The following is a 26,378-nucleotide window of genomic DNA, read 5'->3' on the forward strand; positions in this document are numbered from 1 at the left end:
GTGTACAGAAAGCGCCCAGCCACGGGGCGGCTGGGCGCTAATGATAGCTGATTACCAACAACAGTTGACAAAGAGCCTTTTATTTCTATCTAAAGGTTGCAAGCACAAAAAGGCTCGTGAACTAGACTCACATTGAGCGTTCTACCGTCTCCACTAATTCAATAGCTAGAAGTTGGGACTGACTGATAACATCGGTCGTGAAGGTGGCGTTACATCGGCTAGTTTTGCCGACGTTAACCCACGGACGGTCCGGAACACTTGCGTTTTTTGCAAGGATTCCGGGCGAGGTCCAAGACGTGCTTGGCTTGGACCGGTCCCACGACCGCATGTTATCAGTGCCAACAGCTACTAATTAACCTGTAAGAGCTAGTTATTGACACGATGGCGCTTACTCGTGAACTTCATCTGTTAACCTTTAGTCTTTATCATAAATCGAATAACCTTTTACGCATCTTTTTGTAACTGCGCGGCAAACTGATTGATCTTTCGCAGTCGGTGATTAATCCCAGACTTCGAAATCGGACCACCTGGCACCAAAGTTCCTAATTCTTTCAAACTGACTTCTCGGTGTTCAAGCCGTGCAATCGCCACTTCTTGTAACTTGATTGGTAATTGTTTCAAGCCAACCGTTGAATCAATCAACATGATGTTTTCAATCTGTTGACTTGAGGCATTCGCCACTTTATCCATATTGGCATTTTCACAGTTCACTAATCGGTTCACCGAATTTCGCATGTCGCGCATAATGCGGACATCTTCGAACTTCAACATCCCGGTCGTCGCACCAATCAATGACAAAAAGTCCGCAATTTTTTCAGCTTCCTTGATGTAGGTGATGAAGCCACCACGACGATCCGTCGTTCGCGAATTCAGGCCATACTTGTTCATCATTTCAGAAATCATGCGGTTATGCTCTTCATACAGTGAATAAATTTCCAAATGATAACGCGAGGTTTCAGGATTATTCACCGAGCCACCGGCTAAAAACGCGCCTCTTAAATATGAGCGCACGGCACCATCATCAGTTAATACTTCCGTTGGCGCAACTTCAACGATTTGAAAATCTTTTAAAATCCCCAAATCTTCTAAAACCATATCTGTCCCGGTTTTCAGGCGCACAATATACAAGTTATTTTTGTTCAACTTCATTTTGCGGCGCACGATTAACTCACTTGCCACGTCATAAAATTGTTTCAATAACCGGTAGATACGCCGCGCGATGGCCGGGTTTTCGGTCTGAATATTCAAAATAAAATGGTGATTAGATAAGCTAATCGCCCCATTCATTCGAATCAAGGCCATCAGTTCGGCCTTCGCATTCTCGCGATGGACAGCGAGGTTGGTTAGTTCTTTTTTAACTTCACTGGCGTATGACATCTATTAGCGTCCTCCTATCTTAAAACATCGGAGTGACCGACTAAATTCATGAGTTCCGTCACAACTTGGTCACCATCATGGAAAGCCCCATTGTCTCGTAATTTCAAGAAATTAGCCGAGATCACCTTGCAACCTTGATCTCGTAGCCCACGAAAGTCATGACTGACTTGGCGGGAAACTTCGTTAAATTTATGAAAGTCCATATAGTCATCAGGGACTTTTTCAGTGTTAACGAGCACTGTATTAATAAACGCCTCGCCTAAATGTCGGTTTAGCACCCGAACATGGTCGGCATCCGAGAAATTATCGGTTTCACCTTTTTGCGTCATGATATTACAAATATAGACCACTTCCGCATCGGTTGCGCAGACGGCTCGACCAATATTATCAATCGTCAAGTTCGGTAAAATACTTGTAAATAAGCTCCCGGGTCCTAACACAATTTGGTCCGCTTGCATGATGGCATCAATCACTGGCTGCACCGCTGCTGGCTTATTGCCAGCTTTATCCGTGACCCAGACACGATCTAATGACTTATGCGCGGCAGTAATTTCCGCCTCACCTACTAGTTCAGACCCATCTTTAAAGCGACCATGTAACGTCAAGGCTTCATTAGCAGCCGGATAGACGTGCCCCTCAACTTGCATCATATGCGACAATTCTTGGACCGCATCAAAGACCCCTGACTTCATTTCAGTCAAAGCGGCAATAATAAGGTTGCCAATCGCATGACCAGCAAAAAATTGGTCATCACCTTGGAAGCGATACTGGAAAATATCTTTGTAAATGTTTGGTAAATTGGACAATGCCACCATTACATTTCGAATGTCACCAGGTGGCACGACATTGACATAGTTTCGAATAATGCCTGAGGAACCCCCATCATCGGCCACTGTCACGACTGCAGTGATATCCACCGCCTGCTTCCGCAAGCCGTTTAGGACAACTGGCAAACCAGTTCCCCCACCAATCACCACAATCTTGGGCCGCTGGGTCTTAAACGTATATTTTCTCATGAACGGTTAACTGTTTCCTTCCGCTTTTCGATATCACGATGACTGATGTGCACCTTATAATCTTGACCCAAGGCTTCACCAATGCGCTTCGTTAACGCAACGGAACGGTGTTGCCCACCAGTACAACCTATCGCAATCGTCAAACTAGTTTTGCCCTCGGCTTCATATCCTGGCATGATACTCTCTAGCATCCCAAGGAATTGTTGATAGAACTTTTCAGTCGCGGGTTGTTGCATCACATAATCATAGACGGGCTTATCCAGCCCCGTCTGATGTTTTAATTCTGGAATATAATACGGATTTGGTAAGAAACGAACATCCATCACGATATCCGCATCAATAGGCAAGCCGTATTTGAAACCGAATGATAAAACTTCAATATGGAAAGTTTCATCCGCACTCGTTTCAAATTTATCAAAAATCGACTCTCGCAGTTCTCGTGGCGTCAACGTCGTGGTATCAATGACATACGAGGCCCGATCTTTTAACGGTCCTAATAATTCACGTTCTTTGCGGACACCATCCATGATTCGACCTTCCATCGCTAAAGGATGAGAACGTCTCGTTTCCTTATATCGAGAAACTAACTCCTCGTTGGAAGCATCCAAAAAGAGAATCTGTGTTGAAACAAAATCGGTATTATCCAAATTTGCCAACATATCAATAATTTCGTCGTAAAACGCCCGTGATCGTAAATCAATCACCAGCGCCACCTTTTCAATTTTCCCGGATTCTTCCACTAATTCAGAAAACTTGGGTAACAAGGCGGGCGGCATATTATCAATACAAAAATAACCTAAATCTTCAAAACTCTGGACAGCAACTGTTTTACCAGCGCCGCTCATCCCAGAGACGATGACTAATTGTAATGAATCTGCCATAGCACTGCTCCTTTGGTTCATATTGTTGGTAGTATAACATACCGGGCGTGTCACTGCTACTCTCGCCCCCGGTTATTGGTAGTATAAAGCGGTTAGTGCCATTGCTGGTCCTAACCGCTACTTACAATCACTTAATTACGTCGGGCAAAGGCAATTAAAATTGCGTTGATCCCAAAAATGGCAAAGTAAACACTGACTAAAAGGTTAAATGAGAATGCTGCAACCATCGGATTGAAAATCAACATAATCCCAATGGCTAAACTCAAAATATCTAAAATCATGGAAAAGACATAGTAGCCCATCCCGAATACGCGTAAGTGTGAGACCACCACCAAGCGTTCTATTGAATCAATTAAGAACCAGAACGCAAAGACGTAACCTAAGACAACGATACCGGTTGGCGAGTGAAATAAAAATAACAGCCCAACTAAAATGTCGATAACGGCGAAGACTAACGCAAAATTGGCTCGTAATCCGGTCTCACGTCGTAACTTGGTATAACCACCAATCGTAGTAATCCCACTAATAATTGCAGCAATGGCAAATAAGAAAACCAAACTAAGTAACGCGGCTTTAGGCTGCTTCATGACAAAATAGGCCGCAATCAGGAACACGATCCCTGTCATGAATTCAGTCCAGTCAAAGCCCCAACGATGATCATTAAACATATGACTTAACATCTCCAATATTCTTTAGTTCCATCATACCAGTTCATGAAAGAGTTTCCAATTCTTGGGATAGCTGCGACTAAACCCACTTTAGGGCGCCAACCAATAAAATCAGACACCCTGAACTAGCGTGACGTCGAAATGATTTTGCTTAAACTTCTTTGAACTTTACAGCAGTGCCGTACGCCGCGACGGATTGAATATCTGTCCCAATTGACCCAGAATCAAACCGCATCATGACAACGGCATCCGCCCCAAGTTCAATCGCATTGGTCCGTAACCGATCAACCGCGGCTTCACGCGCTTCATCTAACATTTTGGTGTAATCCTTCACTTCGCCACCAACAATATTTTTCATTGAGGCACCGATATTACGAAAAACATTCTTTGATTGGGTGGTTACCCCAAAAACTTCACCAATAATTTCATAAGCTTGCCCGGGAATTTGTTCAGTTGTTGTGACTAACATTTTGGTCATAAAAATCCCTCCTCAGTGCTTTAAATATACCGGTAATAACGTTTAGTTGCAATCGTTTCCATTTATTTTCAGCAAAAATGAAAAGACCCGAGAAAAATTCTCAGGCCTTTTCGCTATCAATGGTCAAATTGATAAACAAAGTTTAGTTGTTACGATCAAGCGATTGGTACTGTGCTAGCTGCGCAGTCGCTCGTTTGAGTTCCGCCTTGATTTGATCAAAACCAGTGCCACCTAGGGAATGACGCCGTTCAACCGCAACTTTGGCATCTAAATCATGATAGACGTCTTCGTCGATCAACGGTGAAATTTTCTTGTATTCCGCTAACGGAATATCTTGCAGTGGCCGATTCTTTTTCAAACCATCTAAGACCAGCTTTCCCACAATCGCATGGGCTTCACGGAACGGAATACCTTTGTTAGCCAAATAATCAGCTAATTCGGTCGCATTTGAGAAATCATTGGTGGTGGCGTTTGCCATCCGGTCTTCATTAACGGTTAAGGTCGCCAGCATACCAGTGAACACATGTAGACTCGTTAAAATCGTGTTCACGGTGTCAAAGGCGCCTTCTTTATCCTCTTGCAAATCTTTATTGTAGGCGAGCGGAATGGCTTTCATGACGGTCAATAATCCCATCAAGTTACCATAAACCCGGCCAGACTTACCCCGAATCAATTCAGCCATATCAGGATTCTTTTTCTGCGGCATAATTGAACTACCGGTCGAAAATTGATCGCTCAGGCTCAAATACTTAAATTCGTAACTGCTCCAAGAAACGATTTCTTCGCAGAAGCGTGAGAGATGCATCATCAAAATTGACGCATTGCTTAAGAATTCTAAGACGAAATCTCGATCAGACACCGCATCCAAACTATTGTGATAAACGTCACTGAAACCGAGCAATTTCGCACTATACTCGCGATCAATTGGGAAAGTCGTCCCAGCCAAGGCTGCGGCTCCCAATGGTGAAATATCGGTGTGTTTCATATTGAACTCGAAACGTTCCATATCCCGCTTAAACATCTGATAATAGGCCAGCAAATAATGACCGTACGAAATTGGTTGGGCATGTTGCAAATGCGTATAACCTGGCATAATCGTTTCCACATTTTCACTCGCTTTTTCCACGAGCACTGCTTCCAAATCATGTAGCCGATCTAAAATTTTCGGTAACTGATGCTTCATGTATAAATGAAAATCCGTCGCGACTTGATCATTGCGGGAACGTGCGGTATGCAATTTACCAGCGACCGGTCCGATTTCTTCCGTCAATAATGATTCAATATTCATATGAATATCTTCATTGACCGTCGAAAATTCGAGCTCCCCATTTTGCAACTGTTGGGCTAACTTTTCCAGTCCAGCCACAATTTGGTCAACATCAGTTGCAGCCAAAATGCCGGTTTTCTTGAGCATCTTAACGTGTGCCAACGATCCGGCAATATCTTCGGCTGCCAGTAACTGGTCAAAACCGATTGATGCCCCGAAGTCATCGACATACTTGGCGCCAGTTTCCGTAAACCGGCCGCCCCAGAGTTTTTTGGTACTCATTAGGCGTGTTCCTTGGTCGCTTTTGCTTCAGCTTGGGCCTTAGCCTGAACCTGCGCGTTAACTTGCGTTGGTAGCCCCCACAACTTGATAAAGCCGACTGCCGCTTGTTGATCAAATTCATCGGCAGCGGTATAAGTCGCTAAATTCTTGTCATAGAGTGAGTTTGGTGACTTCCGACCTTCAGTAATGACATTGCCTTTGAATAATTGCACCCGAACCACACCATTCACAACTTGTTGCGTTTCTTTCAGAAAGGCCATCATGGCATCCATCAATGGTGAGAACCAGAGGCCGTTATAAATCGTATCGGCTAACTTTTGTTCGATAATTGGCTTGAAATGTGCTAATTCACGTTCAAAGGTTAAATCTTCCAAATCTTTATGGGCTTTGAGTAACACCGTTGCAGCAGGAGCTTCGTAGACTTCACGCGACTTGATCCCGACTAACCGATTTTCAATATGGTCAATCCGGCCAATGCCATGTTCACCAGCAATTTTATCCAATTTCACGATTAAATCAGCTAAGTTCATGGTTTCGCCATCTAAGGCAACTGGCACACCAGCATCGAAAGTAATTTCGAGTACAGTTGGCTTGTCTGGTGTATCAGCTAAAGCTTTGGTCCGATCAAAGGCATCGGCAGGGGCACCTTCCCAAGGATCTTCCAAAATACCACATTCGTTAGCCCGACCCCAAAGATTTTCATCAATTGAGTATGGGCTGTCTAAATTGATTGGAACGGGAATATTGTGTTTCTTAGCGTAATCAATTTCTTCTTCACGTGACCAATGCCAGTCACGGACTGGGGCTTCGATTTTAATATCAGGTGCCAAGGCATGGATGGCCACTTCGAAACGAACTTGGTCATTACCTTTACCAGTACAACCATGCGCAATAGCAACGGCATGTTCTTTTTTAGCTAAGGTGACTAACTTCTTCGCAATCAAAGGACGAGATAGCGCTGAAACCAATGGGTATTCACCTTCATACAAGGTGTGGCCTTGTAAGGCAATCAACGCATATTCTTCAGCAAATTCTTGCTTGGCGTCGATCATGTATGATGAAACGGCCCCTAACTGAATCGCCTTATCCTTAATCGCCGCCATGTCTTTGCCTTCACCAACATCAATACAGCAAGCAACGACATCATAACCTTTGTCCTTCAACCAACTAATTGCGACTGACGTATCGAGTCCACCTGAATAAGCGAGAATAATTTTATCATTTTGTTTGACCATTGAGTTGTACCTCCAAAAATTTATGTCTTATTTCTCAATGACAGTATCGTACCACCAGATTTAACTTTATGCAACAATTATTATAAAATATTCGATATATTTGAAATATTCAGTATTTTAGTGCATTTTTATACATTTATTCATTTAATTATGTATTAACCATCTCATTTTTCCCGTATGGTTACCCGATTCTTCAGCGTTGATTACAGCTCAAAATGATTCCTCAGACAATAAAAAAGAAGCCCTCATTCAGCATCAAGCTGACGAAGACTTCTCTGTTGGCAAAAATTAACTTATTCAACGACCTTGCGCACAAATGGATCTGATGAAATTCCTTGTGACAAAATCAATTTAGCCCATTCTTTCGCTGAGAACAACGAATGGTCTTTGTAGTTCCCACAACTGTCGATGGTCGTTCCTTGAACGTCTTTCCATTCAGCGGGACCCGCAATGAATTCTAATGAGGACTTCAAAGCTTTAGCAACTTCTTCAGTGCTGTGTTCACCCCATGTGATCAAATGAAACCCGGTCCGGCAACCAAATGGTGAGCAGTCAATCACGCCACTCATCCGGTCACGCAATAGCCCAGCTAACATATGTTCAATCGTGTGTAAGCCAGCGGTATCAATCGCCGTCTTGTTAGGTTGAACCAACCGCAAATCAAAATTGGTGATGGCATCGCCCTTTTCGCCATGTTCAACGGTGATTTTACGCACGTATGGTGCTAAAACTTTCGTATGATCTAATGTAAAACTTTCAACTTTAGCCATATCTAAAACACTCCTCTATTTAAATTCTCATAACATGCTTAGTGTAGCACAATCTAAGAACTATTTGGCAGTCAGTGCTGCTTCACGAGCCTTATCGCGTTCGAGTACCGGTTTCAAGTATTGCCCCGTATAACTCTCCGACACGGCCGCGATTTCTTCCGGCGTGCCAGTCGCAATGACCGTCCCGCCACCGGCACCGCCCTCTGGTCCGAGATCAATCAAATGATCGGCTGATTTTACCACATCCAAGTTATGTTCAATAATCAGGACCGTATTGCCGGCATCCACTAAACGTTCCAGCACACCAATGAGTCGACGAATATCTTCGGTATGCAACCCAGTCGTTGGTTCATCCAAAATATAGAAATTCTTACCAGACTGTTGCTTGTGCAATTCAGAAGCCAACTTCATCCGTTGGGCTTCCCCACCAGATAGTGTCGTCGCTGGTTGACCAAGCTTGACGTAACCTAAGCCAACATCAACTAACGTTTGCAATTTCCGCCGAATTTTAGGAATCGGTTCGAAGAACTTCACCGCTTCGGAAGCCGTCATTTTGAGCACGTCCGCAATATTTTTACCTTTGTATTCAACTTCCAAGGTTTCCGAATTATACTGTTGTCCATGACAAACTTCACAAGGTACAAAGACGTCTGGTAAAAAGTTCATTTCAATCTTCAAAATACCATCGCCGTGACACGCTTCACAGCGTCCACCCTTGATGTTAAAGCTGAAGCGACCTTTTTGATACCCACGCAGTTTGGCCTCATTCGTTTGCGCAAAGAGGTCCCGAATATTGTCGAAAACCCCTGTATACGTCGCCGGATTACTTCGTGGTGTCCGCCCAATTGGACTTTGGTCAATATTCACTAGCCGTTCAATATTTTTCACGCCACTGATCGACTTGTATTTCCCGGGTTTCTCAGAATTGTTGTTTAATTTTTGTGCTAACGCCCGCTTCAAAATATCATTGACTAAGGTTGACTTGCCGGAGCCGGAGACTCCTGTGACCACTACAAATTCCCCTAATGGAAAATCAACATCAATTTGTTTCAAGTTATTTTCGGCAGCACCGGTAATCCGAATCTTCTTGCCATTGCCAGTCCGACGTTTCGTTGGCACTGGAATGAACTTCTTGCCGGCGAGATATTGCCCAGTCAGTGACTTGCGTGACCGCGCGACTTGTTTTGGCGTTCCGGCGGCCATGACTTCACCACCATTTTCACCAGCACCGGGACCAATATCAATGATGTAGTCCGCGGCGCGCATCGTATCTTCGTCATGTTCAACAACGATTAACGTATTCCCAAGATCACGCATCTTTTTGAGGGAACTAATTAAGCGGTCATTATCCCGTTGATGTAACCCAATGGATGGTTCATCCAAAATATAGAGTACACCAGATAGATTAGAGCCAATTTGGGTTGCTAATCGAATCCGTTGCGCTTCCCCACCAGATAGTGTTCGTGCTGCACGACTCAACGTCAAATAAGCCAAACCAACGTTTTGTAAAAAGGTCAACCGATCACGAATTTCCTTTAAAATCGGCTTCGCAATGACCAACGCTTGTTCAGATAACTTGAGCCCTTCAAAGAAGGCCAGTTCATCGCCAATCGCTTCGTCAGAAACCGTTCCGATATGTTCGCCACCGACCTTAACTGATAAGGCTTTACGGTTCAAACGGAAGCCGTGACAAGTTTGACAAGTCAACTCAGTCATGTATTTGCGCATCACATCGCGCGTGAAATCACTGCTAGTTTCACGGTAGCGTCGATCAACATTATTGATGACCCCTTCAAAAATGGCATCCACATCACGAACACCGCCAAAGTCATTTTGATAATGAAAATGGAATTGCTTGCCATTGGAACCATACAACACGGTCTGTTGATCCGCTTTCGACAAGTCCTCAAAGGGCACATCCATTGGAATATCAAGCTGTTCACAAGCCTGTTTTAACATTTCTGGGTAGTATTGCGAACTGATTGGATTCCAAGGTGCTAAGGCCCCTTCACCCAAGGTCAAGCTCTTATCGGGCACGACTAAGTCTTCATCAACTTCCAACTTCACGCCCAACCCTTCACAATCTGGGCAAGCGCCTTGGGGGGCGTTGAATGAGAATAGCCGTGGTTCAAGTTCGCCCACAGTAAAGCCACAAACTGGACAGGCGTAATGTTCAGAAAACAGAATGGGGTCGGCCCCAATCACGTCCGCAATCGCATAACCGCCACTTAGACGCAATGCGGCTTCAAAAGAATCAAAGAGCCGTGAGCGATCCCCAGGTTTGACCACAATCCGGTCAATCACAATTTGAATCGTATGCTTCTGATTTTTATTCAATTCAAGGTTTTCACTGATGTCATGGGTTTCACCATCAACCCGAATCCGGACGAAGCCTTCTCGTTTGATCTTTTCAAAAATCTTCTTATGTTCGCCCTTCTTCTCACGCACAATTGGTGACAAGATTTGCAGTTTTGTCCGTTCTGGCAACTTTTGCACGCGATCGACCATTTGCTCAACCGTCTGGCTCGCAATTGGCGTCCCATCATTTGGACAGATCGGATTACCAACTCGTGCCCATAACAACCGCAAATAGTCATTAATTTCAGTGACGGTGCCGACAGTTGACCGTGGGTTCTTTGAAGTCGTTTTCTGATCAATTGAAATAGCGGGACTGAGTCCGTCAATTGAATCAACATCGGGCTTTTGCATTTGGCCTAAAAATTGCCGCGCATACGCCGATAAACTCTCAACGTAGCGCCGTTGGCCTTCTGCATAGAGGGTATCAAAGGCCAATGAACTCTTACCAGAGCCAGACAACCCAGTCACGACCACCAATTTATCGCGGGGAATCGTGACATCAATATTCTTTAAATTATGGGCGCGGGCGCCGTGGATGACGATTTTATCGTTTGCCAAAAAAAGGACCTCCTAGCTGATCTGTGCTTTCAATTCCATTACGGTATCCCGTAAGGTTGCGGCCTGTTCGAAGTCAAGCTTCTTCGCCGCTGTCTTCATTTGCTCTTCAAGTTTACTAATTAAATCTAATTGTTGTTCGTGCGTCATGTCATCGAAATCAGTTTCCAAGAAGTCATCCTTCTTGCCCGCATCCGCCGTATTCTTAGTCGACGCAATTAAGTCTGGAATCGCCTTTTTAATTGTCTTTGGCGTAATATGATGATCTTCATTGTATTTTTCCTGAATTCGACGCCGACGCGCAGTTTCATCAATCGCGGCCTGCATGGATTCAGTTGTCGAATCCGCATACATGATGACCGCGCCATTTTCATTTCGCGCCGCACGCCCGATCGTTTGAATCAATGACCGTTCATTCCGCAAAAAACCTTCCTTATCTGCATCCAAAATCGCAACTAAGGAAACCTCGGGAACGTCAATCCCTTCACGTAAGAGGTTGATCCCAACTAAAACGTCGTATTTGCCCAAACGCAAATCACGAATAATCTTCGTTCGTTCCAAAGTCTTAATATCACTGTGAAGATAAGCCACCTTGATGCCTAAATCTTTCAAATAATCCGTTAAATCTTCGGACATTTTTTTCGTTAAAGTCGTAATAAAGACCCGTTCATCAAGATCAATGCGCTTATTAATCTCGCCAACGAGATCATCAATTTGGCCCATAATTGGCCGAACTTCGATCGTTGGGTCCAACAAGCCAGTCGGCCGAATAATTTGTTGAACGACATGCTTAGTCCGGTCCATTTCGTATGGTCCAGGTGTCGCGGACATATAAACAACTTGATTAATGTGTTGTTCCACTTCTTCGAGCTTTAATGGTCGGTTATCTAGGGCCGATGGCAATCGGAACCCATAATCAACCAACATCTGTTTCCGCGCTCGGTCACCATTATACATGCCCCGAACTTGCGGCATGGTCACATGCGATTCATCGACAACCATTAAAAAGTCTTTCGGGAAGAAATCCAGCAAGGTATAAGGCGGCTCACCAGGCTTACGCCCATCCATAAACCGCGAGTAATTTTCAATCCCACTGGTATAACCCATTTCACGTAACATTTCGATGTCATAGGTCGTCCGTTGTTTTAGGCGCTGCGCTTCAAGTAATTTACCATCATCATCAAGTTCCTTCAAACGGTTGGTCATCTCATCTTCAATCCCGTTGATGGCATGCTCCATGATGGCATCATTCGTCATAAAGTGGGTCGCCGGGAAAATTGCGACATGATCCCGATCGGCAACAATTTCACCAGTCAAGGCGTCGATTTCACGAATCCGATCAATTTCATCACCAAAAAATTCAACCCGTAACGCATGATCATCGCGTGATGCGGGGAAAATCTCAACCACGTCGCCATGAACACGAAAACGGCCCCGTTGGAAATCAATATCGTTACGGTCAAATTGAATATCGACTAATTTTCGTAACAGATCGTCTCGCGGAATTTCCATGCCGACCCGTAATGACACCACGTGGTCTTTATATTCATGCGGATCCCCTAAACCGAAAATACTTGAAACTGACGCAACCACAATCACATCATTGCGTTCGAGCAATGAACTGGTAGCCGAATGCCGTAACTTATCAATTTCATCATTGATGGCGGAGTCCTTTTCAATATACGTATCGCTCGAAGGCACATAGGCTTCGGGTTGATAATAATCATAGTAACTGACAAAGTATTCCACCGCGTTGTTCGGGAAAAACTTCTTAAATTCACCATACAATTGGCCCGCTAACGTCTTGTTGTGCGACAAAATCAACGTTGGTCGATTCTCTTGCGCAATCACATTAGAAATTGTGAAAGTTTTCCCGGTCCCCGTGGCCCCCAGCAAAATTTGTTCCTTTTCGCCGGCATCTAGGCCCGCAGTTAACTTCTGAATAGCCTGGGGTTGGTCCCCCGTTGGCTGATAGTCCGAAACTAGGTCAAACTTATTATCATCAACTCGATCAATCAAAAGCGACTCCTCCTTTAAAGCGTTTAATTTTATTAGCCGTCACCGCACTGAGCGGCATAAAAAATAGGCAAGCACCCGCTTCCCTATCAATTACAAATCGCTATTTATTTTAGCACATCGAACATACTTTCGCTATTAATTGGATTGCGTGTTTGCCGCCAAAATTTGGGTTGTCAAGGCCTGCAGCTTATCTTGGTTCGTGAACGATTCTGCTAACATTTCAGGTAGGACCGATTTCAAGAAATATTGGACACTACTGAGTTGCTTGAACGACACGACAGTCTTCAAACTCTCCTGATAAATATCCGTAAAAACGGGTTCCGGATTACCTTTTTGAATTTCACCAAATGACTCATATAACAAATCGACCTTATCCGCGACAGATAAAATTTGACCTTCTAAAGTCGCATCTTTACCTTCAGACAAGCGCCGTGAATACGCCGCCTGAAACTCAGCTGGAATTTCATTTTGAACAAAGTTTTGTGACAATTTGTGTTCCACATCCGCCAACATTTCCCGCAGCGTCGCCGTTGCATATTTGACTGGCGTTTTAATATCGCCAATGAAGCGTTCGTTATAATCATGATTCAACGACTTTTCATACAATGACCGCCAGTCAACTTGATGCCCAGCATTTTCTTCCACGTCACCTAAAAACTGCGCAATTTCCGCGACTTTAAATGAGTGGGCCGCCACCGAGTGATTTTGATACTTAAAAAATCCTGGCGCCCGTTGAATCGTTTCTAAGTTACTCAAGCTTTGTAAATATTGATGCATTCCCATTTCAATCACCTTCCCGCACGCTATTAAATTGGCCTAAGTGTAACAAAAGGCGTGCTTTTGAGCAACAAAAGAGTGGGGCAAAAGGCGGGTTGCTACCGAGCATAGCATAGGAAACCGAATGATTGGGTTTTTCAATCGTTCGATTTCCGTAGCTCTGTTGCATCTGTGCCTTTTGTTCCACGTTTCGACTATAAATATTCGGAGCTGCAAACAGAATCTGGGATGTTGTCCCAGACTCCGATCACAAACTCATTTTGGCAACGATTCAGATCAGCGGCTCACTACCGCCCAAGCTTGGCAGGTTTTCTCGGGTCCCGTAACATAAACGCCATCAAATAGGACACAATCAAGAAAACTGAGACCACAATATATGGATAGTGAGTGTTCATATCCAGTAACATGCCAGACATGATTGGCCCAACAATATTCCCGACACTCGTTAAAGACATGTTTAACCCATTGATCAGCCCTTGATTGGACTCACTAGCTTTGGTCAGTAACGTGGTAATTGCCGGACGCAACAAATCGAATGCCGAGAAAATCACGAGTGTCGCAATCATAACTTCCAATTTGGCATGAGCTTGCGTAATCCAAATCGTACAAACTGCCGCTGACGCAAAACAGACTCGAATCACCCGCCGTTCACCGAAACGTTGCACAAACGTATCAAATAAGGCGACTTGCAAAAATAGTGAAATTAGCCCATTTAACGTTAACACTAACGCAATGTTGTTCAGGCTAAAGTGGAAGACTTCGTTCACATAAATACTGTAGATACTTTCAAATCCTTGTAGCCCAAATGACGAGACCAGAATCATCGTAAACAGGATGATGATTGGCACCGTCCAGAAAGCCCGCGTCATCGGATGGTGGGCTGGCTCAGTCGTTGCCTCAGCCGCCAAATCAGTTTTCGCCAAGGTCTCGGCATCACTTGGTAACAGGCTGATCAAGACAATGGCGGAGACCAGGCCCAAGGTTCCGGCCACCCAAAATGGCGTTTTATAACTGATTCCGGCCAAAATTCCACCAATCCCCGGGCCTAGAATTAAGCCACCACTGAACGCCGCTGATAACCAACCAATGACCTTAGCACGTTGCCGTTTGGTCGTAATATCCGAGGCTAATGCCATCGCGGTTGGCACAACCATGGCAGCCGACAAACCACCGATCAGCCGCGAAATATTAAACATCCAGAGGTGATTCGTTAGTGCAAATAAGAATTCCGAAACCATATACAAGAATAATCCGGCGGTTAACACTGGCTTACGTCCAATGCGGTCTGAGACCCGCCCGATAATTGGCGAGGCCACAAACTGGGCCAACGCAAATAAGGCGTTCATAATTCCCATATCAGTTGCCGTTAAGTGGAGTTCATTTTTAATAAATGGCATGACCGGAATCACTAAACTGATTCCCAAACAGACTAAAAATTCACTAAAAACTAATATAAAAATGGCACGTTTCGTTTGACGAGTCATGACAGCTTCACCTCGGAGAGTATTTTTGACACAATAACGTACATCATAACAAGCAATCATAATAATTGTCCACTTTTATAACCGTATCAATTGATGGAATTCATCTCAGCAGACAAAAGCCGTAAAATTGCGTACAATAGCGCTAATGACAACATTGGAGGTTCAACGAAATGCGTCCTGAATTAACCGGTTTCACAAATGTGCAAAAGCTCTCACCAACAATTATTGTTGACTTACGTTACGCTACGACTCATAACTTTACTCACCAGATTATTTATGATTTCACCACTGCCATCGTTCGCACGGGTACCGCTCAAAAACTGGCCAACGCTAGTCAGGCCTTGGCAAAACAAGGTTACCGTTTAAAGATCTGGGATGCTTATCGGCCGGTGAGCGCGCAAAAACGCCTCTTTGACGTTTATCCCGATCCTGAATTTGTCGCTAAGCCCAATCCTAATTTCAGTCATCAAAAGGGGGTCACCTTAGACTTAACCTTAACCGATCTCACTGGTCACGAGTGCACGATGCCGACCGCCTTCGACGATTTCAGTCCATCGGCCCATCGTGACGCGCCAAGAACTGTGGCCCAAGACCATTACTATCAAATTTTGAACACCGCGATGTGCAATGCTGGCTTCATCGGCTACGAAAATGAGTGGTGGGATTACCGTGATGCGGATATGGACAGCTATCAGCCATTAGCCGCAAATCCTAATGATTATTAATCGACAATAGCGCCACGATGACAAGGTTTAATCCAGTCATCGTGGCGCTATTTTAAATTGGCCTAAAAGCGATACGCTCACTTTTCAGCGTATCGCTTTTAACTTGCCGTTTATTCTTTGATAAATGCTTGAATCGCTTGGTCAAACTGATCAAGCTTCGTGTTAGCTTCAGCCAAACTATCGCCCAAAGTCCCAATGTAGAACTTGATCTTAGGTTCTGTCCCAGATGGGCGAATCGCAATCCACGTCCCATCAGCTAGTTTATACTTCAATACGTTCGCTGTTGGTAACGCAATTGGTGCCGTATGACCGTCAGCAAAAGTTTCCGTTTGTGACGAAAAGTCTTCAGTTGAAACAACTTTATTCCCAGCAAAGTCCACTGGCGCTTCATTCCGGAATTTTGTCATCAGCGCTTTGATTTTATCGCCGCCACCAACACCATCGAATTCTTCGGAAGTCGTCTTTTCGCGGAAATAGCCATACTCTGCAAACAAGTCTTGTAACCCATCATAAAGGTTCTTGCCTTGTTGCTTGTAATAAGCGGCAACTTCTGCCAGCAAGACGGTTGTTTGAATTGCATCTTTATCATGGACGAATGGCTTGATCAAGTAACCATAGCTTTCCTCGAAACCAAACATGTAAGTGTGTTCGCCGGTTTCTTCGAAGTGTTCAATCTGTTCAGCAATGTACTTGAACCCAGTCAACACATTGATCATCTCGACATTGTATGATGCCGCGACCTTGGTTGCAAATTCACTGGAAACAATCGACTTAACTGCCGCTGCATTAGCTGGCAAGGTGCCGGCATCCTGGTTGGCTTGTAAAATATAATGCAACAAGACGGCCGCAATTTGGTTCCCAGTCAATAACACATAGTCCCCATTTGGTTGCCGCACCGCAGTTCCTAAGCGATCAGCATCAGGATCAACGGCAATTAAAACATCCGCGCCTTCCTTTTTGCCTAAATCAATCGCCATTTTGAAGGCTTCTGGAAATTCAGGGTTAGGAAACTTGACCGTCGAAAATTCAGGATCAGCGACGGCTTGTTCTTTAACGACCGAAAAGTTTTTAAAGCCAGCATTACGCAAGGCTTTTTCGCCTAACATCCGGCCAGTCCCATGCAATGGCGTGAAAACGAGCTTCATGTCTTTCCCAACTTCATCAATCAACTTTTGATTGATATTGACCGTTTTAACTTTAGCCAAATAAGCTTGGTCGACATCATCGCCAATAATCGTCATCGTTTTAGTCGTGAGTAGTTGGTCTTCATCAGCCACTTTAATGGCAAACAAATCCGTTACTTTGCGAATATAAGACGTAATTAAATCAGATTCCTTTGGTGGCATTTGACCGCCATCTTCACCATAAATCTTATAACCATTATATTGTTTAGGGTTATGGCTAGCAGTAATCATAATCCCCGCATAGGTGTGTAAATGCCGCACAGTAAAGGATAATTCAGGCGTCGGCCGTAAACTTTCAAATACAAATGACTTGATACCGTGTTCACCTAAAACCCGCGCAGATTCATGCGCAAAGTCTTCTGAATGATGGCGTGAGTCAAAACTAATCGCGACCCCACGTTCTTTAACCTCAGCAGGGAGCGTATCCATAAAAATGGCGAGGCCTTCGGTAGCTTGCCGAACCGTATAGATATTCATTCGGTTAATACCAGGTCCGAGCACGCCACGCATTCCGGCCGTCCCAAATTCCATTGGTTGATAAAATGCATCTTCTAACGTCGCGTCGTCACCGGCGCTGGCAATTAATTCTTGTTTAAGGCTTGTTTCAAGTGTTGCTTGGTTTTTCCAAGTCGCATAGGTGTCTTTCCAACTCAAGTAGACCATCCCCAATTCATATTGTTGTTAGTGCTTACAAAAACAGTATACAACATGCGCGCCGGTCGTAGTCTAAAATTCGCTAAAAATCCCGTTAGAACAAGCAGTTATTATTCACATCTAGCCTTGCTTCAAGGAGTTGCGTGTCAATTTTGGGACGCTTAATTGGTTAAGTCACTCATCAAACTTGGTATAATTATCTTAATTAAGGAGGTTATCATGACTTTTTATTCATACGATTATTTAACGCATCAAAATAGCAATCATGTCCTATTTCAGCTCGCAGCGATTAGTATTATTATTCTTATCATTGCGGCTGTTAGTTGGCTCTGGTATCGTCACAAAACTGACCTCAAATACCGTGATTTGGTCATTATTATGGTCTTGCTGCTATTATTACTCGTTGGCATTCAAGTCAACGAATGGCAAAGTTTGCAATCGCGTTTTTCACAGAAATCTCAAGTTACTCAAATTATGCAGCGCGTCGCCCAAGAAAAAGACGTGCCACGACAACAAGTCTGGTCAAATACGGCGACTGTCAGCAGCGGCATGCTAATCAAAGTCAAAGCTCAAATTTACAACGTCACCGTTAATCCCGATGGTAATAGTTATACTTTAACTAAAGCCACCACTATTAATGCACGACTCAACTACGTTAAAAGGGGGAATTAGATGTTTTCATATTGGACGGTTTCAATTAAGTTAGCTTTAGGCTTATTGACGATTATTTTGCAAATCAATCTCTCAGGTAAAAGCAATCTCGCCCCCATTAGTGCCCTGGATCAAGTTCAAAATTATGTTCTCGGTGCCATCGTTGGTGGCATGATTTACAGCACTACTGTGACGGTATTACAATACATTTTAGTGCTGCTCATTTGGACCTTGCTAGTCTTAATCCTGCGATTTTTAACACATCACAATCATTATATTAAGCAACTGATTGACGGCAAGCCACAGCTGTTAATCAAAAATGGTGAATTGTTAGTTGCCACCGCGCTAAAGAATGGCATGAGCGCTAACGACCTCGCCTTTCGATTACGAACTGAGGGCATTACTGATATTCGTTTTGTGAAACGGACCGTGTTAGAACAAAATGGCCAATTGACCATTACCCAAGTTGGCGATGATGCGATCAAATACCCGATTATCGTAGATGGACAGTTGAATGCGGATGCGCTCGAAACAAGTGATCACGATCTCAATTGGCTGCAGTCACAATTGGACGCCAAGAACTATGCCATCAGTGATATTTACTTGGCAACTTATACGAATAAGCAATTATTACTATTTCCTTATCAACACTAAAAAGTTAGCAATTTTTTGCGAACTTATTCTAAATTAGCGGCTAAATAGGCGGTTAGCGTTTGTTTTGCCTGCGCAACAATTGCCGGTCGATCTGCCCCCGTCAAATCCAGTCCCTGGGCCCGAATCACTGTCATTTTGGGAATGCCCATCAGATTTAAAATCGTGCGTAAGTAGTATGGGGCGATGTCAGCCGCAACGTAGCGCAAATCGTGTTCATAATCACTGCCACTTGATTGCACGTAGACGACCTTTTGATGACCATCTAGTAACCCAATTGACCCCGTCGCCGTATATTTAAAAGTCTTATTGGCAATAAAAATATTATCAATATAATCTTTAAGTTTACTGACCACATTAAAATTGTGCAGGGGCATCATGATCATAATCAAATCGGCAGCTTGCCACTGATCAATCAGACGATTTTGTTGGGCAACGACTGTTTCTGGCTGGTTTAAGCTGGTCGCCGTCACTCGCGGTAAATCAGTTTGCGGATCATAAAGGGTGACTTGTGCCACGGTCGCGTGCGGCGCTAACTGCCGAATCGTCGTCAGGGCATGGCTCTGCAATTGATTAATGGTACGAGCAGGATTCATAAAATCAGGATGGGCATTAATTACTAAAATTTTCATAGGATGAACTTCCTTTCAAATTTATCACGTCATTGGAGATGGTTGCTTGTTAACGATTCAACGAGATAGTCCTGAACAGATCTATCATCAACTGTATCGCCAACTACGGGCTGAAATTGAGACCGGCGTTCGTCAACCGGGACAACGTCTTGCCAGTACCCGTTTTCTGGCACAACAACTCAAATTGAGCCGAAATACGGTCGACCATGCTTATCAAGACTTGGTCGCGGAAGGTTACTTAATTAGTCAGCCCGGCGCCGGCTATCGCGTCAGTCACCAACTGCCTTACTTGACCGGACGGCCTTTAACGGATCAGATTCCAAAAATCTCACCCGCATTTAAAGTCGACTTTACTGAGAGCTACGATAACTTGCGCTTATTCCCAAAACAGGCCTGGCGCGCCGCCGAGCAAGCAGTCATGTTTCAAGGCTTACCTCACATTCAACCTGCAAATGGTGACTTGGCTTATCGCCAACAATTGACCCACTTTTTAGCCCGACTCAAGGGACTAAACGTCTCTCCAGCACAAATTATCATTACAAGTGGTTTTAATGAAGCGGCCGGAATCATTGCCAATTTAGTGCCAGCCTTAAAGACTGACAAGTTAGCCGTACAAAATCCGATTGCACCAAATGCGCGTACTGTCTGGCAACGACTCCAAGTCCCAACAATACCGTTTACGCCAACAACTGAGCAACCAGTAGCTGGTGGTTACTTACTTGCGCCAACCCATAATTTTCCAACCGGCAGTGGGCTTAATCAGGCTGAAAGGCAAGCCTTCGCCAGCTGGGCTCGGCGTCATCAACGTTACGTCATCGAACTCGACACGGATGCCACCTTGGATTACAGTGGTCAACCCCAACCAGCACTTTTTAATGATTTGGCTGACCACGGCTTTTACTACAGTAACTATGATGATACCCTCGGTGCCGCGTTATGCATGGGATTTTTAGTCATTCCCAGTCATTTGGTTGCCGACTATCAAGCCAAATACGGCCGCTTGCCTAACCGTAATTCTCAATGGCAACAGCAAATTTTAGGCCATTTAATTGCTAGCGGCGACTTAGAGCGCTTTATGCGGCAACTCACCATCGTTTATCGCAACCGCCGCCAACACTTAATCAGTAAAGTCGATGACGTCTTTGGACCAACGCTCACCCCAATGGGAACAACTGCCGGAACGTTTATCCCCTTTCAACTAACGCCAGCCCCAACCACGAGTGTCATCGCCTTGATTGCACAAGCGACTCAAGCTGGCATTGGCATCGTCAACCCTGACCGTTGCTGGCTAAATCAGCTTGAGCCATTTCCAAGTATCGTACTTAGCTTTCGCCAAGTCGATGACAACCAGATTGACAGTGGGATTGACCAGTTGTACCGCTGTTGGCAGCCTTAAGAACAAGTCCTATTTTACAAGGTTGACGTATAATCCCAAGGGCCAATTCAGAATTAAGGATGGGACCAATTTCAACAAAATAAAGACGCACTTGCTTTCCAAATTGGAAAAACAAGTGCGTCTTTATTTAATCAGTCGAATTACATTTAATTTTTAACCTTGTCACCTAAGGCAGTGATATAACTGTAGACTTGTTGTCCAGCAGTTCCACCTTCGCCGACAGCGGTCGCGACTTGGCGTAAGTCTTTCTTACGCACATCACCAATCGCAAAAATACCAGGAACCTTAGTTTCCATATGGTCATTGGTCTCAATCCAACCATTTTCATCCGTAATACCCAAATTCATAAATGGTTTGGTGATTGGGTTGATCCCGACATAGATGAAGACACCATCTACGGCAATTTCGCTGCTTTCGCCGGTTTTATTATTGTTCACTTTAACGCCAGTGACCTTTTTACCATCACCAACAATCTCAGTCACGTTGCTATTCCACACAAAGTCCATTTTTTCGTTGGCAAATGCCCGATCTTGGAGAATTTGTTGTGCCCGTAGTTGATCACGACGATGAATCACCGTCACTTTATCAGCTAATTGGGTCAAATAGCTACCTTCTTCAATGGCAGAATCGCCACCGCCAATGACAACGACATGCTTGTTACGGAAAAAAGCCCCATCACAGACGGCACAGTATGAAACCCCACGGCCACCATAAGTATCTTCACCAGGCACGCCTAGTTTCCGATATTCAGAACCAGTGCCAATCACGAGGGCTTTGGTTTCAAACGTGTCCGAATCAGTCTTAACGATCTTAACATCGCCTTGATCCTCAACCGATTCGACACTCCCGTAAGCATATTCTGCCCCAAACTGGGTTGCAGACTCATACATGTCCTTCGCTAAATCTGGTCCTAAAATTGATTTAAAACCAGGATAGTTTTCGATTGCGGCGGTATTATTCATTTGGCCACCGTAGATACCGCGATCTAACAGTAACACTGATAAGTTGGCCCGTGAAGCATAGAGGGCCGCTGTCATCCCAGCAGGACCAGCACCAATAATAATCACGTCGTAACTCTTTGCCATTTCAAAAGACCCCTTCCACTAAAAATACTATGTGGCTTAATATACCCCCAAAATTTACATTTGTCGACTAAGTTGTTTGTACACAACCGAAAAGGCTTGTTTTGAGGTGCAAGCCCATCATTCAAAATTTGGATCCAGCAATGGCTGGCTCGTCGCCGCTACAGCCATTGTGACGTTGTTCACGCCATCAGACTGAACTAAAAAAAGGTGAAAGGACAGTTCTAGCTTGAAGCAAGCCCACGACCGCACGCTATCAGTTACAAGCAGAGGCGGTAACTGTTAACTAATCTGAATGGCTGATAATTGACATAACAGTCATTACTAGCGGATTTCAACTCGTATCCGACTAAAAAACGTCATAACCAACTTTCAGCTACAACGTTTTATCACTCATTTATTTAGTGTTCTTCTTAGCTGTACTTGCATCAGCTTTGGTCAACTTAGCGCCAAGATCTTTAATATAGGCACGTAAATCATCCTTAACATCTGGATGTTCGAGACCATATTCAATCGTTGTCTTTAAGTAACCGAACTTGTAGCCAACATCATGCCGAGTCCCCTTAAATTCATGGGCAAAGACGCGCTGGGTCTTATTTAGTGTATCAATGGCATCTGTTAATTGGATTTCATTACCCTTACCAGGCTTTTGATGTTCCAAAACATTAAAAATCTCTGGTGTTAATAAATAACGACCAATGATTGCCAAATCGCTAGGGGCATCTTCTGGACTTGGCTTTTCAACAAAGTTATTCACATTGTATAAACCAGGTTCTTTTTCACTTTCAGGATTAATGACGCCATATTTCGAAACTTCTTCATGAGGAACTTTCATGACCGCTAAAGTCGAAGCATGGGTCTTATCATAACTATCCATCAATTGTTTAGTTAACGGCACTTTATCTTCCATTAAGTCGTCGCCTAACATGACAACGAATGGTTCGTCACCAACGAAAGCCTTGGCGGTCAATACAGCATCGCCTAAGCCACGAGGGTGTGATTGCCGGATAAAGTATAAGTTGACGTCAGTTGTTTCTTGAACTAACTTCAACATTTCATCCTTATGTTTAGCCCGCAAATTATCTTCTAGTTCTGGGTTAGAATCGTAGTAATCTTCAATGCTGCGCTTACTCTTCCCAGTCACAATCACAATATCTTCAATACCAGACTTGCGTGCTTCATCCACGATGAATTGGATGGTTGGCTTGTCAACGATTGGTAGCATTTCCTTTGGCATTGCTTTTGTTGCAGGTAAGAAACGGGTTCCTAAACCAGCAGCAGGGATCACTGCTTTTTTAACTCTAGACATATGATAATCCTCCTAAATAAAATGAAATTGATTATAACCTATTGAATTTCAGGTTTCCCCTCACGACGCATTAATTGTGGAATAACCTGTTTAATATCGGCACCATTATACAAGACATCATAGATTGCGCTCGTAATTGGCATCTCAATATTATATTGTTGTGCGAGTTCGTAAGCGGCTTTGGTTGATGGGATACCTTCAATAACCATCCCCATCGTTTCAATCACCGTCTTCAAATCCTGACCAGCACCGAGTTCGTTACCAGCACGCCAGTTACGTGAGTGCACACTCGTTGCGGTCACAATGAGATCGCCCACGCCGGATAGCCCGATAAAAGTTAATGGTTCGGCGCCCAAAGCAACACCCAAACGACTAATTTCCGCAAGTCCACGCGTCATCAGTGCTGCCTTAGCATCATCACCGTAGCCGAGGCCGTGTAAAGCACCGGCACCCAAAGCAATGATATTTTTCAAGGCGGCACCAAGTTCAACACCGATAACATCATGATTCGTGTAAATTCGGAAGTAGTCATTCATGAATAAGTCTTGAACCAATTTAGCAGCAGCTTCATCTGCACTCGCAGCCGTAATTAGCGTAATATCTTTTTTGGCCACTTCTTCAGCGTGACTTGGTCCTGAAAGCACCACAATGGCTTGCCGCAATTCAGCTGGAATTTCTTCTGCTAAAACTTGAGACAAACGCTTATGGGTTTCCAATTCCAACCCTTTACTGGCATGAATAATAATTGGCCGTTGTTGACTTTGTTGTAAAACGGTCGTGACTTGTTGTGCCACAGAACGAATTGCTTTGGTTGGAACAACAAACAAGATTGCTGCGACCCCATCCAAAGCAGCTGCTAAGTCCGTATAGGCCGTTAATGATTCGGAATAATGAAAATCATGGACGTAACGTTCATTGGTGTGTTGATCATTTAATTCTGCAACTTGTGCTGCGGAGTTTGACCATAACCGCACTTCATTCCCATTTTCATCCAATAAGTTCGCTAAGATACTGCCCCATGAGCCAGCACCTAAAACAGCAATTTTTTCTGTCATCCAAATAAACCTCTTATCTACTTATTTTCAGTGGCAATTTTTTGTCCAGAACCATCAAGATACCACCGATTCTGGTTCAGGTGGCGTCGGCGCCAAATAATCAGCCCGATACTCCCAACAAATAATACCACAGATAACGCTTGTGAAATTCTAATGACATTAAATAGCATCAGTGAATCAGTCCGCATGCCTTCTGTGAAAAATCGGCCAAAGGAATACCAAGCAACATAGGTTAAGAAAACCTCACCCTGCTTGTAAAGCCCTTTTCTATGCCGTGTTGTCATCAACAACACGAAGCCTAATAAGTCCCACACAGATTCATACAGGAACGTTGGCTGCCGATAAGCACCGTTAATGTTCATTTGGGTAATCAACCATTGTGGCAAATGCAGACTTTGCAAAAAGCTTAGGCTTGTGACACGCCCAAAAGCTTCCTGATTCATAAAGTTCCCCCAACGGCCAATCCCTTGTCCCATAATGACGGTTGGTGCGGCCACATCTAGCATTAGCCAAACTGGAATAAACCGATGCCGACAAAATAGCAAGACGACAATCGCTGCACCAATTAGACCCCCATAAATGGCAATCCCACCATCCCAGATTCGGATGATTTCACCGGGATTTTGACTGTAATATGACCATTGAAACGCGACATAATACGTCCGCGCAGCAATCAACGTAAATGGCAACGCCCATAGGATCATATCATAAATATCATCTGGACGAATCCCGCGTTGACGGCCTTCACGCACAGCTAAAGCGACTGCAATGACTACTGCCGTTGCAATAATGACCCCATACCAATGTACCTCAATCGGCCCTAATCTCAAGGCGATTGGGTTTAATGCCCCCAGGACAGTTTTCACGCTGCTGCCATCTCCTTAATGCTTGTGAGAATCATGACTCGAATTTTCTTTAATTAAGGAGTTCAAATTATCATCGAAGACTTTCGTGGCGTCATAGCCCATGCTCTCCGCCCGGAAATTCATGGCGGCGGCTTCGATAATAATCGCTAAGTTTCGCCCAGTTTTAACTGGAATCGAAATCTCAGGAACTTCGACATCAAAGAACTTCCGCGACTGTTCTCCATTTCCTAGTCTATCAAATTGCTTATCTGGCGTCCAATTCTCTAAGTGAACGATGAGATCAATATCCGTATCTTGACGCACCGCGCCAGCACCAAATAAATTCATGACGTCAATGATCCCAATCCCACGAATTTCGAGCAAGTGATTCAAGATTTTAGGTGCTTCACCAACTAAGGTTTGTTCATCCTGTTGGTAAACATCAACCCGATCATCGGCAATTAAGCGATGACCACGTTTGACGAGTTCCAAAGCGGTTTCACTTTTCCCAACACCAGAATCTCCGGTAATGAGCACCCCTAAGCCATAAATATCCACTAACACACCATGAACGGATTGGCGTTCCGCCAATTTTCCTTCCAGGTAGTTCGTCATATTACTCAAAACGCGTGAAGACGTCATCTTGGTGCCCAAGATTGGCACACTATTTTCCTTACCAGCTTGCACCAGTTCATCTGGTACGGGTAATCCGGTGGAAATCACAAACGCCGGCGTCGTCATTTGACACATTTTACGAAAAATCATCAAGCGTTCATCATGACTCATATTTTTTGAATAAGCGGTTTCAGTTTTACCTAAAAGTTGTACCCGTTCGCGCGGATAATAATTAAAGTAACCAGTCAACGCCAAGCCTGGGCGTGAAATATCACTAGTTGTGATGGCTTTATCCGCCAATAAGTCGCCACCATGATAAACATCTAAACGGGTATTCTTCACTAAATCGGCAACTGTTACACTTCCTGCCAAGTTAATCCCTCCTAAATCAATCAGTTATTAAAAAAAAGTG

At 44.2% G+C, this 26,378-nt stretch carries 23 protein-coding genes; 4 read left to right on the forward strand and 19 right to left on the reverse strand.

Annotation, left to right across the window (positions count from 1 at the left end; all coding sequences use genetic code 11):
• Positions 1-444 precede the first annotated feature (444 nt).
• The 12 genes from whiA to FFM74_RS03140 form a co-directional block, all read right to left on the reverse strand.
• The gene (gene whiA / locus FFM74_RS03085; protein ID WP_137625174.1) at positions 445-1,377 is read right to left on the reverse strand and encodes a DNA-binding protein WhiA; all 933 of its coding nucleotides are present in this window, start codon (positions 1,375-1,377) and stop codon (positions 445-447) included.
• A gap of 14 nt (positions 1,378-1,391) precedes the next feature.
• Entirely contained in the window at positions 1,392-2,393 is a 1,002-nt protein-coding gene (locus FFM74_RS03090; RefSeq protein WP_137625175.1) for a gluconeogenesis factor YvcK family protein, read from the reverse strand.
• Positions 2,390-3,274: an RNase adapter RapZ gene (gene rapZ, locus FFM74_RS03095; protein WP_137625176.1), complete on the reverse strand. Its 885-nt coding sequence runs from the start codon at positions 3,272-3,274 to the stop codon at positions 2,390-2,392. Before rapZ ends, FFM74_RS03090 begins: the two co-directional genes overlap by 4 nt.
• Before the next feature lie 131 nt (positions 3,275-3,405).
• On the reverse strand, positions 3,406-3,942 hold the full coding sequence (locus FFM74_RS03100) for an HdeD family acid-resistance protein (protein WP_137625297.1): 537 nt from the start codon (positions 3,940-3,942) through the stop codon (positions 3,406-3,408).
• A gap of 151 nt (positions 3,943-4,093) precedes the next feature.
• The gene (locus tag FFM74_RS03105) at positions 4,094-4,420 is read right to left on the reverse strand and encodes a heavy metal-binding domain-containing protein (RefSeq protein WP_137625177.1); all 327 of its coding nucleotides are present in this window, start codon (positions 4,418-4,420) and stop codon (positions 4,094-4,096) included.
• 142 nt (positions 4,421-4,562) lie between these two features.
• Positions 4,563-5,969, reverse strand: a complete 1,407-nt coding sequence (gene argH, locus FFM74_RS03110; RefSeq protein ID WP_137625178.1) for an argininosuccinate lyase — start codon at positions 5,967-5,969, stop codon at positions 4,563-4,565.
• Positions 5,969-7,204 carry an argininosuccinate synthase gene (locus tag FFM74_RS03115; protein WP_137625179.1) on the reverse strand — a complete coding sequence of 412 codons (1,236 nt, stop codon included), beginning with the start codon at positions 7,202-7,204 and terminating at the stop codon, positions 5,969-5,971. The genes argH and FFM74_RS03115 overlap by 1 nt, the downstream gene beginning before the upstream one ends.
• A 293-nt stretch (positions 7,205-7,497) precedes the next feature.
• The gene (locus FFM74_RS03120) at positions 7,498-7,974 is read right to left on the reverse strand and encodes an S-ribosylhomocysteine lyase (protein ID WP_137606249.1); all 477 of its coding nucleotides are present in this window, start codon (positions 7,972-7,974) and stop codon (positions 7,498-7,500) included.
• A gap of 60 nt (positions 7,975-8,034) precedes the next feature.
• Positions 8,035-10,890: an excinuclease ABC subunit UvrA gene (gene uvrA / locus FFM74_RS03125; protein ID WP_137625180.1), complete on the reverse strand. Its 2,856-nt coding sequence runs from the start codon at positions 10,888-10,890 to the stop codon at positions 8,035-8,037.
• Between the two features lie 12 nt (positions 10,891-10,902).
• Positions 10,903-12,906 carry an excinuclease ABC subunit UvrB gene (uvrB, locus tag FFM74_RS03130; RefSeq protein WP_137625181.1) on the reverse strand — a complete coding sequence of 668 codons (2,004 nt, stop codon included), beginning with the start codon at positions 12,904-12,906 and terminating at the stop codon, positions 10,903-10,905.
• Positions 12,907-13,041: 135 nt separating this feature from the next.
• Entirely contained in the window at positions 13,042-13,689 is a 648-nt protein-coding gene (locus tag FFM74_RS03135; RefSeq protein ID WP_137625182.1) for a YfbR-like 5'-deoxynucleotidase, read from the reverse strand.
• A 281-nt stretch (positions 13,690-13,970) separates the two neighbouring features.
• Complete coding sequence (locus FFM74_RS03140; RefSeq protein ID WP_137625183.1) at positions 13,971-15,167, reverse strand: MFS transporter; 1,197 nt, start codon at positions 15,165-15,167, stop codon at positions 13,971-13,973.
• Between the two features lie 170 nt (positions 15,168-15,337).
• Between FFM74_RS03140 and FFM74_RS03145 the strand changes: the two genes are divergently transcribed.
• On the forward strand, positions 15,338-15,892 hold the full coding sequence (locus FFM74_RS03145; RefSeq protein WP_137625184.1) for a M15 family metallopeptidase: 555 nt from the start codon (positions 15,338-15,340) through the stop codon (positions 15,890-15,892).
• 110 nt (positions 15,893-16,002) lie between these two features.
• Here the strand turns inward: FFM74_RS03145 and FFM74_RS03150 are convergent, their stop codons facing one another.
• On the reverse strand, positions 16,003-17,730 hold the full coding sequence (locus FFM74_RS03150) for a phospho-sugar mutase (RefSeq protein WP_137625185.1): 1,728 nt from the start codon (positions 17,728-17,730) through the stop codon (positions 16,003-16,005).
• 219 nt (positions 17,731-17,949) lie between these two features.
• On the opposite strand from FFM74_RS03150, the gene FFM74_RS03155 reads away from it, so the two are divergent.
• Positions 17,950-18,402 (forward strand): DUF3290 family protein, encoded by a 453-nt coding sequence (locus tag FFM74_RS03155; RefSeq protein WP_137625186.1) that lies wholly within the window; start codon positions 17,950-17,952, stop codon positions 18,400-18,402.
• A complete protein-coding gene (locus FFM74_RS03160) occupies positions 18,403-19,035 on the forward strand; it encodes a DUF421 domain-containing protein (RefSeq protein WP_137625187.1) in 633 nt (210 codons plus the stop codon). It begins immediately after the preceding gene.
• Positions 19,036-19,058: 23 nt separating this feature from the next.
• Here FFM74_RS03160 and FFM74_RS03165 read toward each other — a convergent pair whose 3' ends face one another.
• Positions 19,059-19,664: an FMN-dependent NADH-azoreductase gene (locus FFM74_RS03165; RefSeq protein ID WP_137625188.1), complete on the reverse strand. Its 606-nt coding sequence runs from the start codon at positions 19,662-19,664 to the stop codon at positions 19,059-19,061.
• Between the two features lie 46 nt (positions 19,665-19,710).
• Between FFM74_RS03165 and FFM74_RS03170 the strand changes: the two genes are divergently transcribed.
• A complete protein-coding gene (locus FFM74_RS03170) occupies positions 19,711-21,060 on the forward strand; it encodes an aminotransferase-like domain-containing protein (protein ID WP_171000645.1) in 1,350 nt (449 codons plus the stop codon).
• 146 nt (positions 21,061-21,206) lie between these two features.
• On the opposite strand, the gene trxB is transcribed toward FFM74_RS03170, so the two are convergent.
• From trxB to hprK, 5 genes are all read right to left on the reverse strand, one after another.
• A complete protein-coding gene (gene trxB / locus FFM74_RS03175; RefSeq protein WP_137625190.1) occupies positions 21,207-22,145 on the reverse strand; it encodes a thioredoxin-disulfide reductase in 939 nt (312 codons plus the stop codon).
• Between the two features lie 394 nt (positions 22,146-22,539).
• Positions 22,540-23,451, reverse strand: coding sequence for a UTP--glucose-1-phosphate uridylyltransferase GalU (gene galU / locus FFM74_RS03180; protein WP_137625191.1), 912 nt, complete (start codon positions 23,449-23,451; stop codon positions 22,540-22,542).
• Between the two features lie 38 nt (positions 23,452-23,489).
• The gene (locus FFM74_RS03185) at positions 23,490-24,506 is read right to left on the reverse strand and encodes an NAD(P)H-dependent glycerol-3-phosphate dehydrogenase (RefSeq protein ID WP_137625192.1); all 1,017 of its coding nucleotides are present in this window, start codon (positions 24,504-24,506) and stop codon (positions 23,490-23,492) included.
• 17 nt (positions 24,507-24,523) lie between these two features.
• On the reverse strand, positions 24,524-25,372 hold the full coding sequence (gene lgt, locus FFM74_RS03190; RefSeq protein ID WP_137625193.1) for a prolipoprotein diacylglyceryl transferase: 849 nt from the start codon (positions 25,370-25,372) through the stop codon (positions 24,524-24,526).
• Between the two features lie 15 nt (positions 25,373-25,387).
• Positions 25,388-26,338 carry an HPr(Ser) kinase/phosphatase gene (gene hprK / locus FFM74_RS03195; protein ID WP_137625194.1) on the reverse strand — a complete coding sequence of 317 codons (951 nt, stop codon included), beginning with the start codon at positions 26,336-26,338 and terminating at the stop codon, positions 25,388-25,390.
• Positions 26,339-26,378 lie beyond the last annotated feature (40 nt).

The organism is Lactiplantibacillus pingfangensis, assembly GCF_005404945.1.
Taxonomy (GTDB): domain Bacteria; phylum Bacillota; class Bacilli; order Lactobacillales; family Lactobacillaceae; genus Lactiplantibacillus; species Lactiplantibacillus pingfangensis.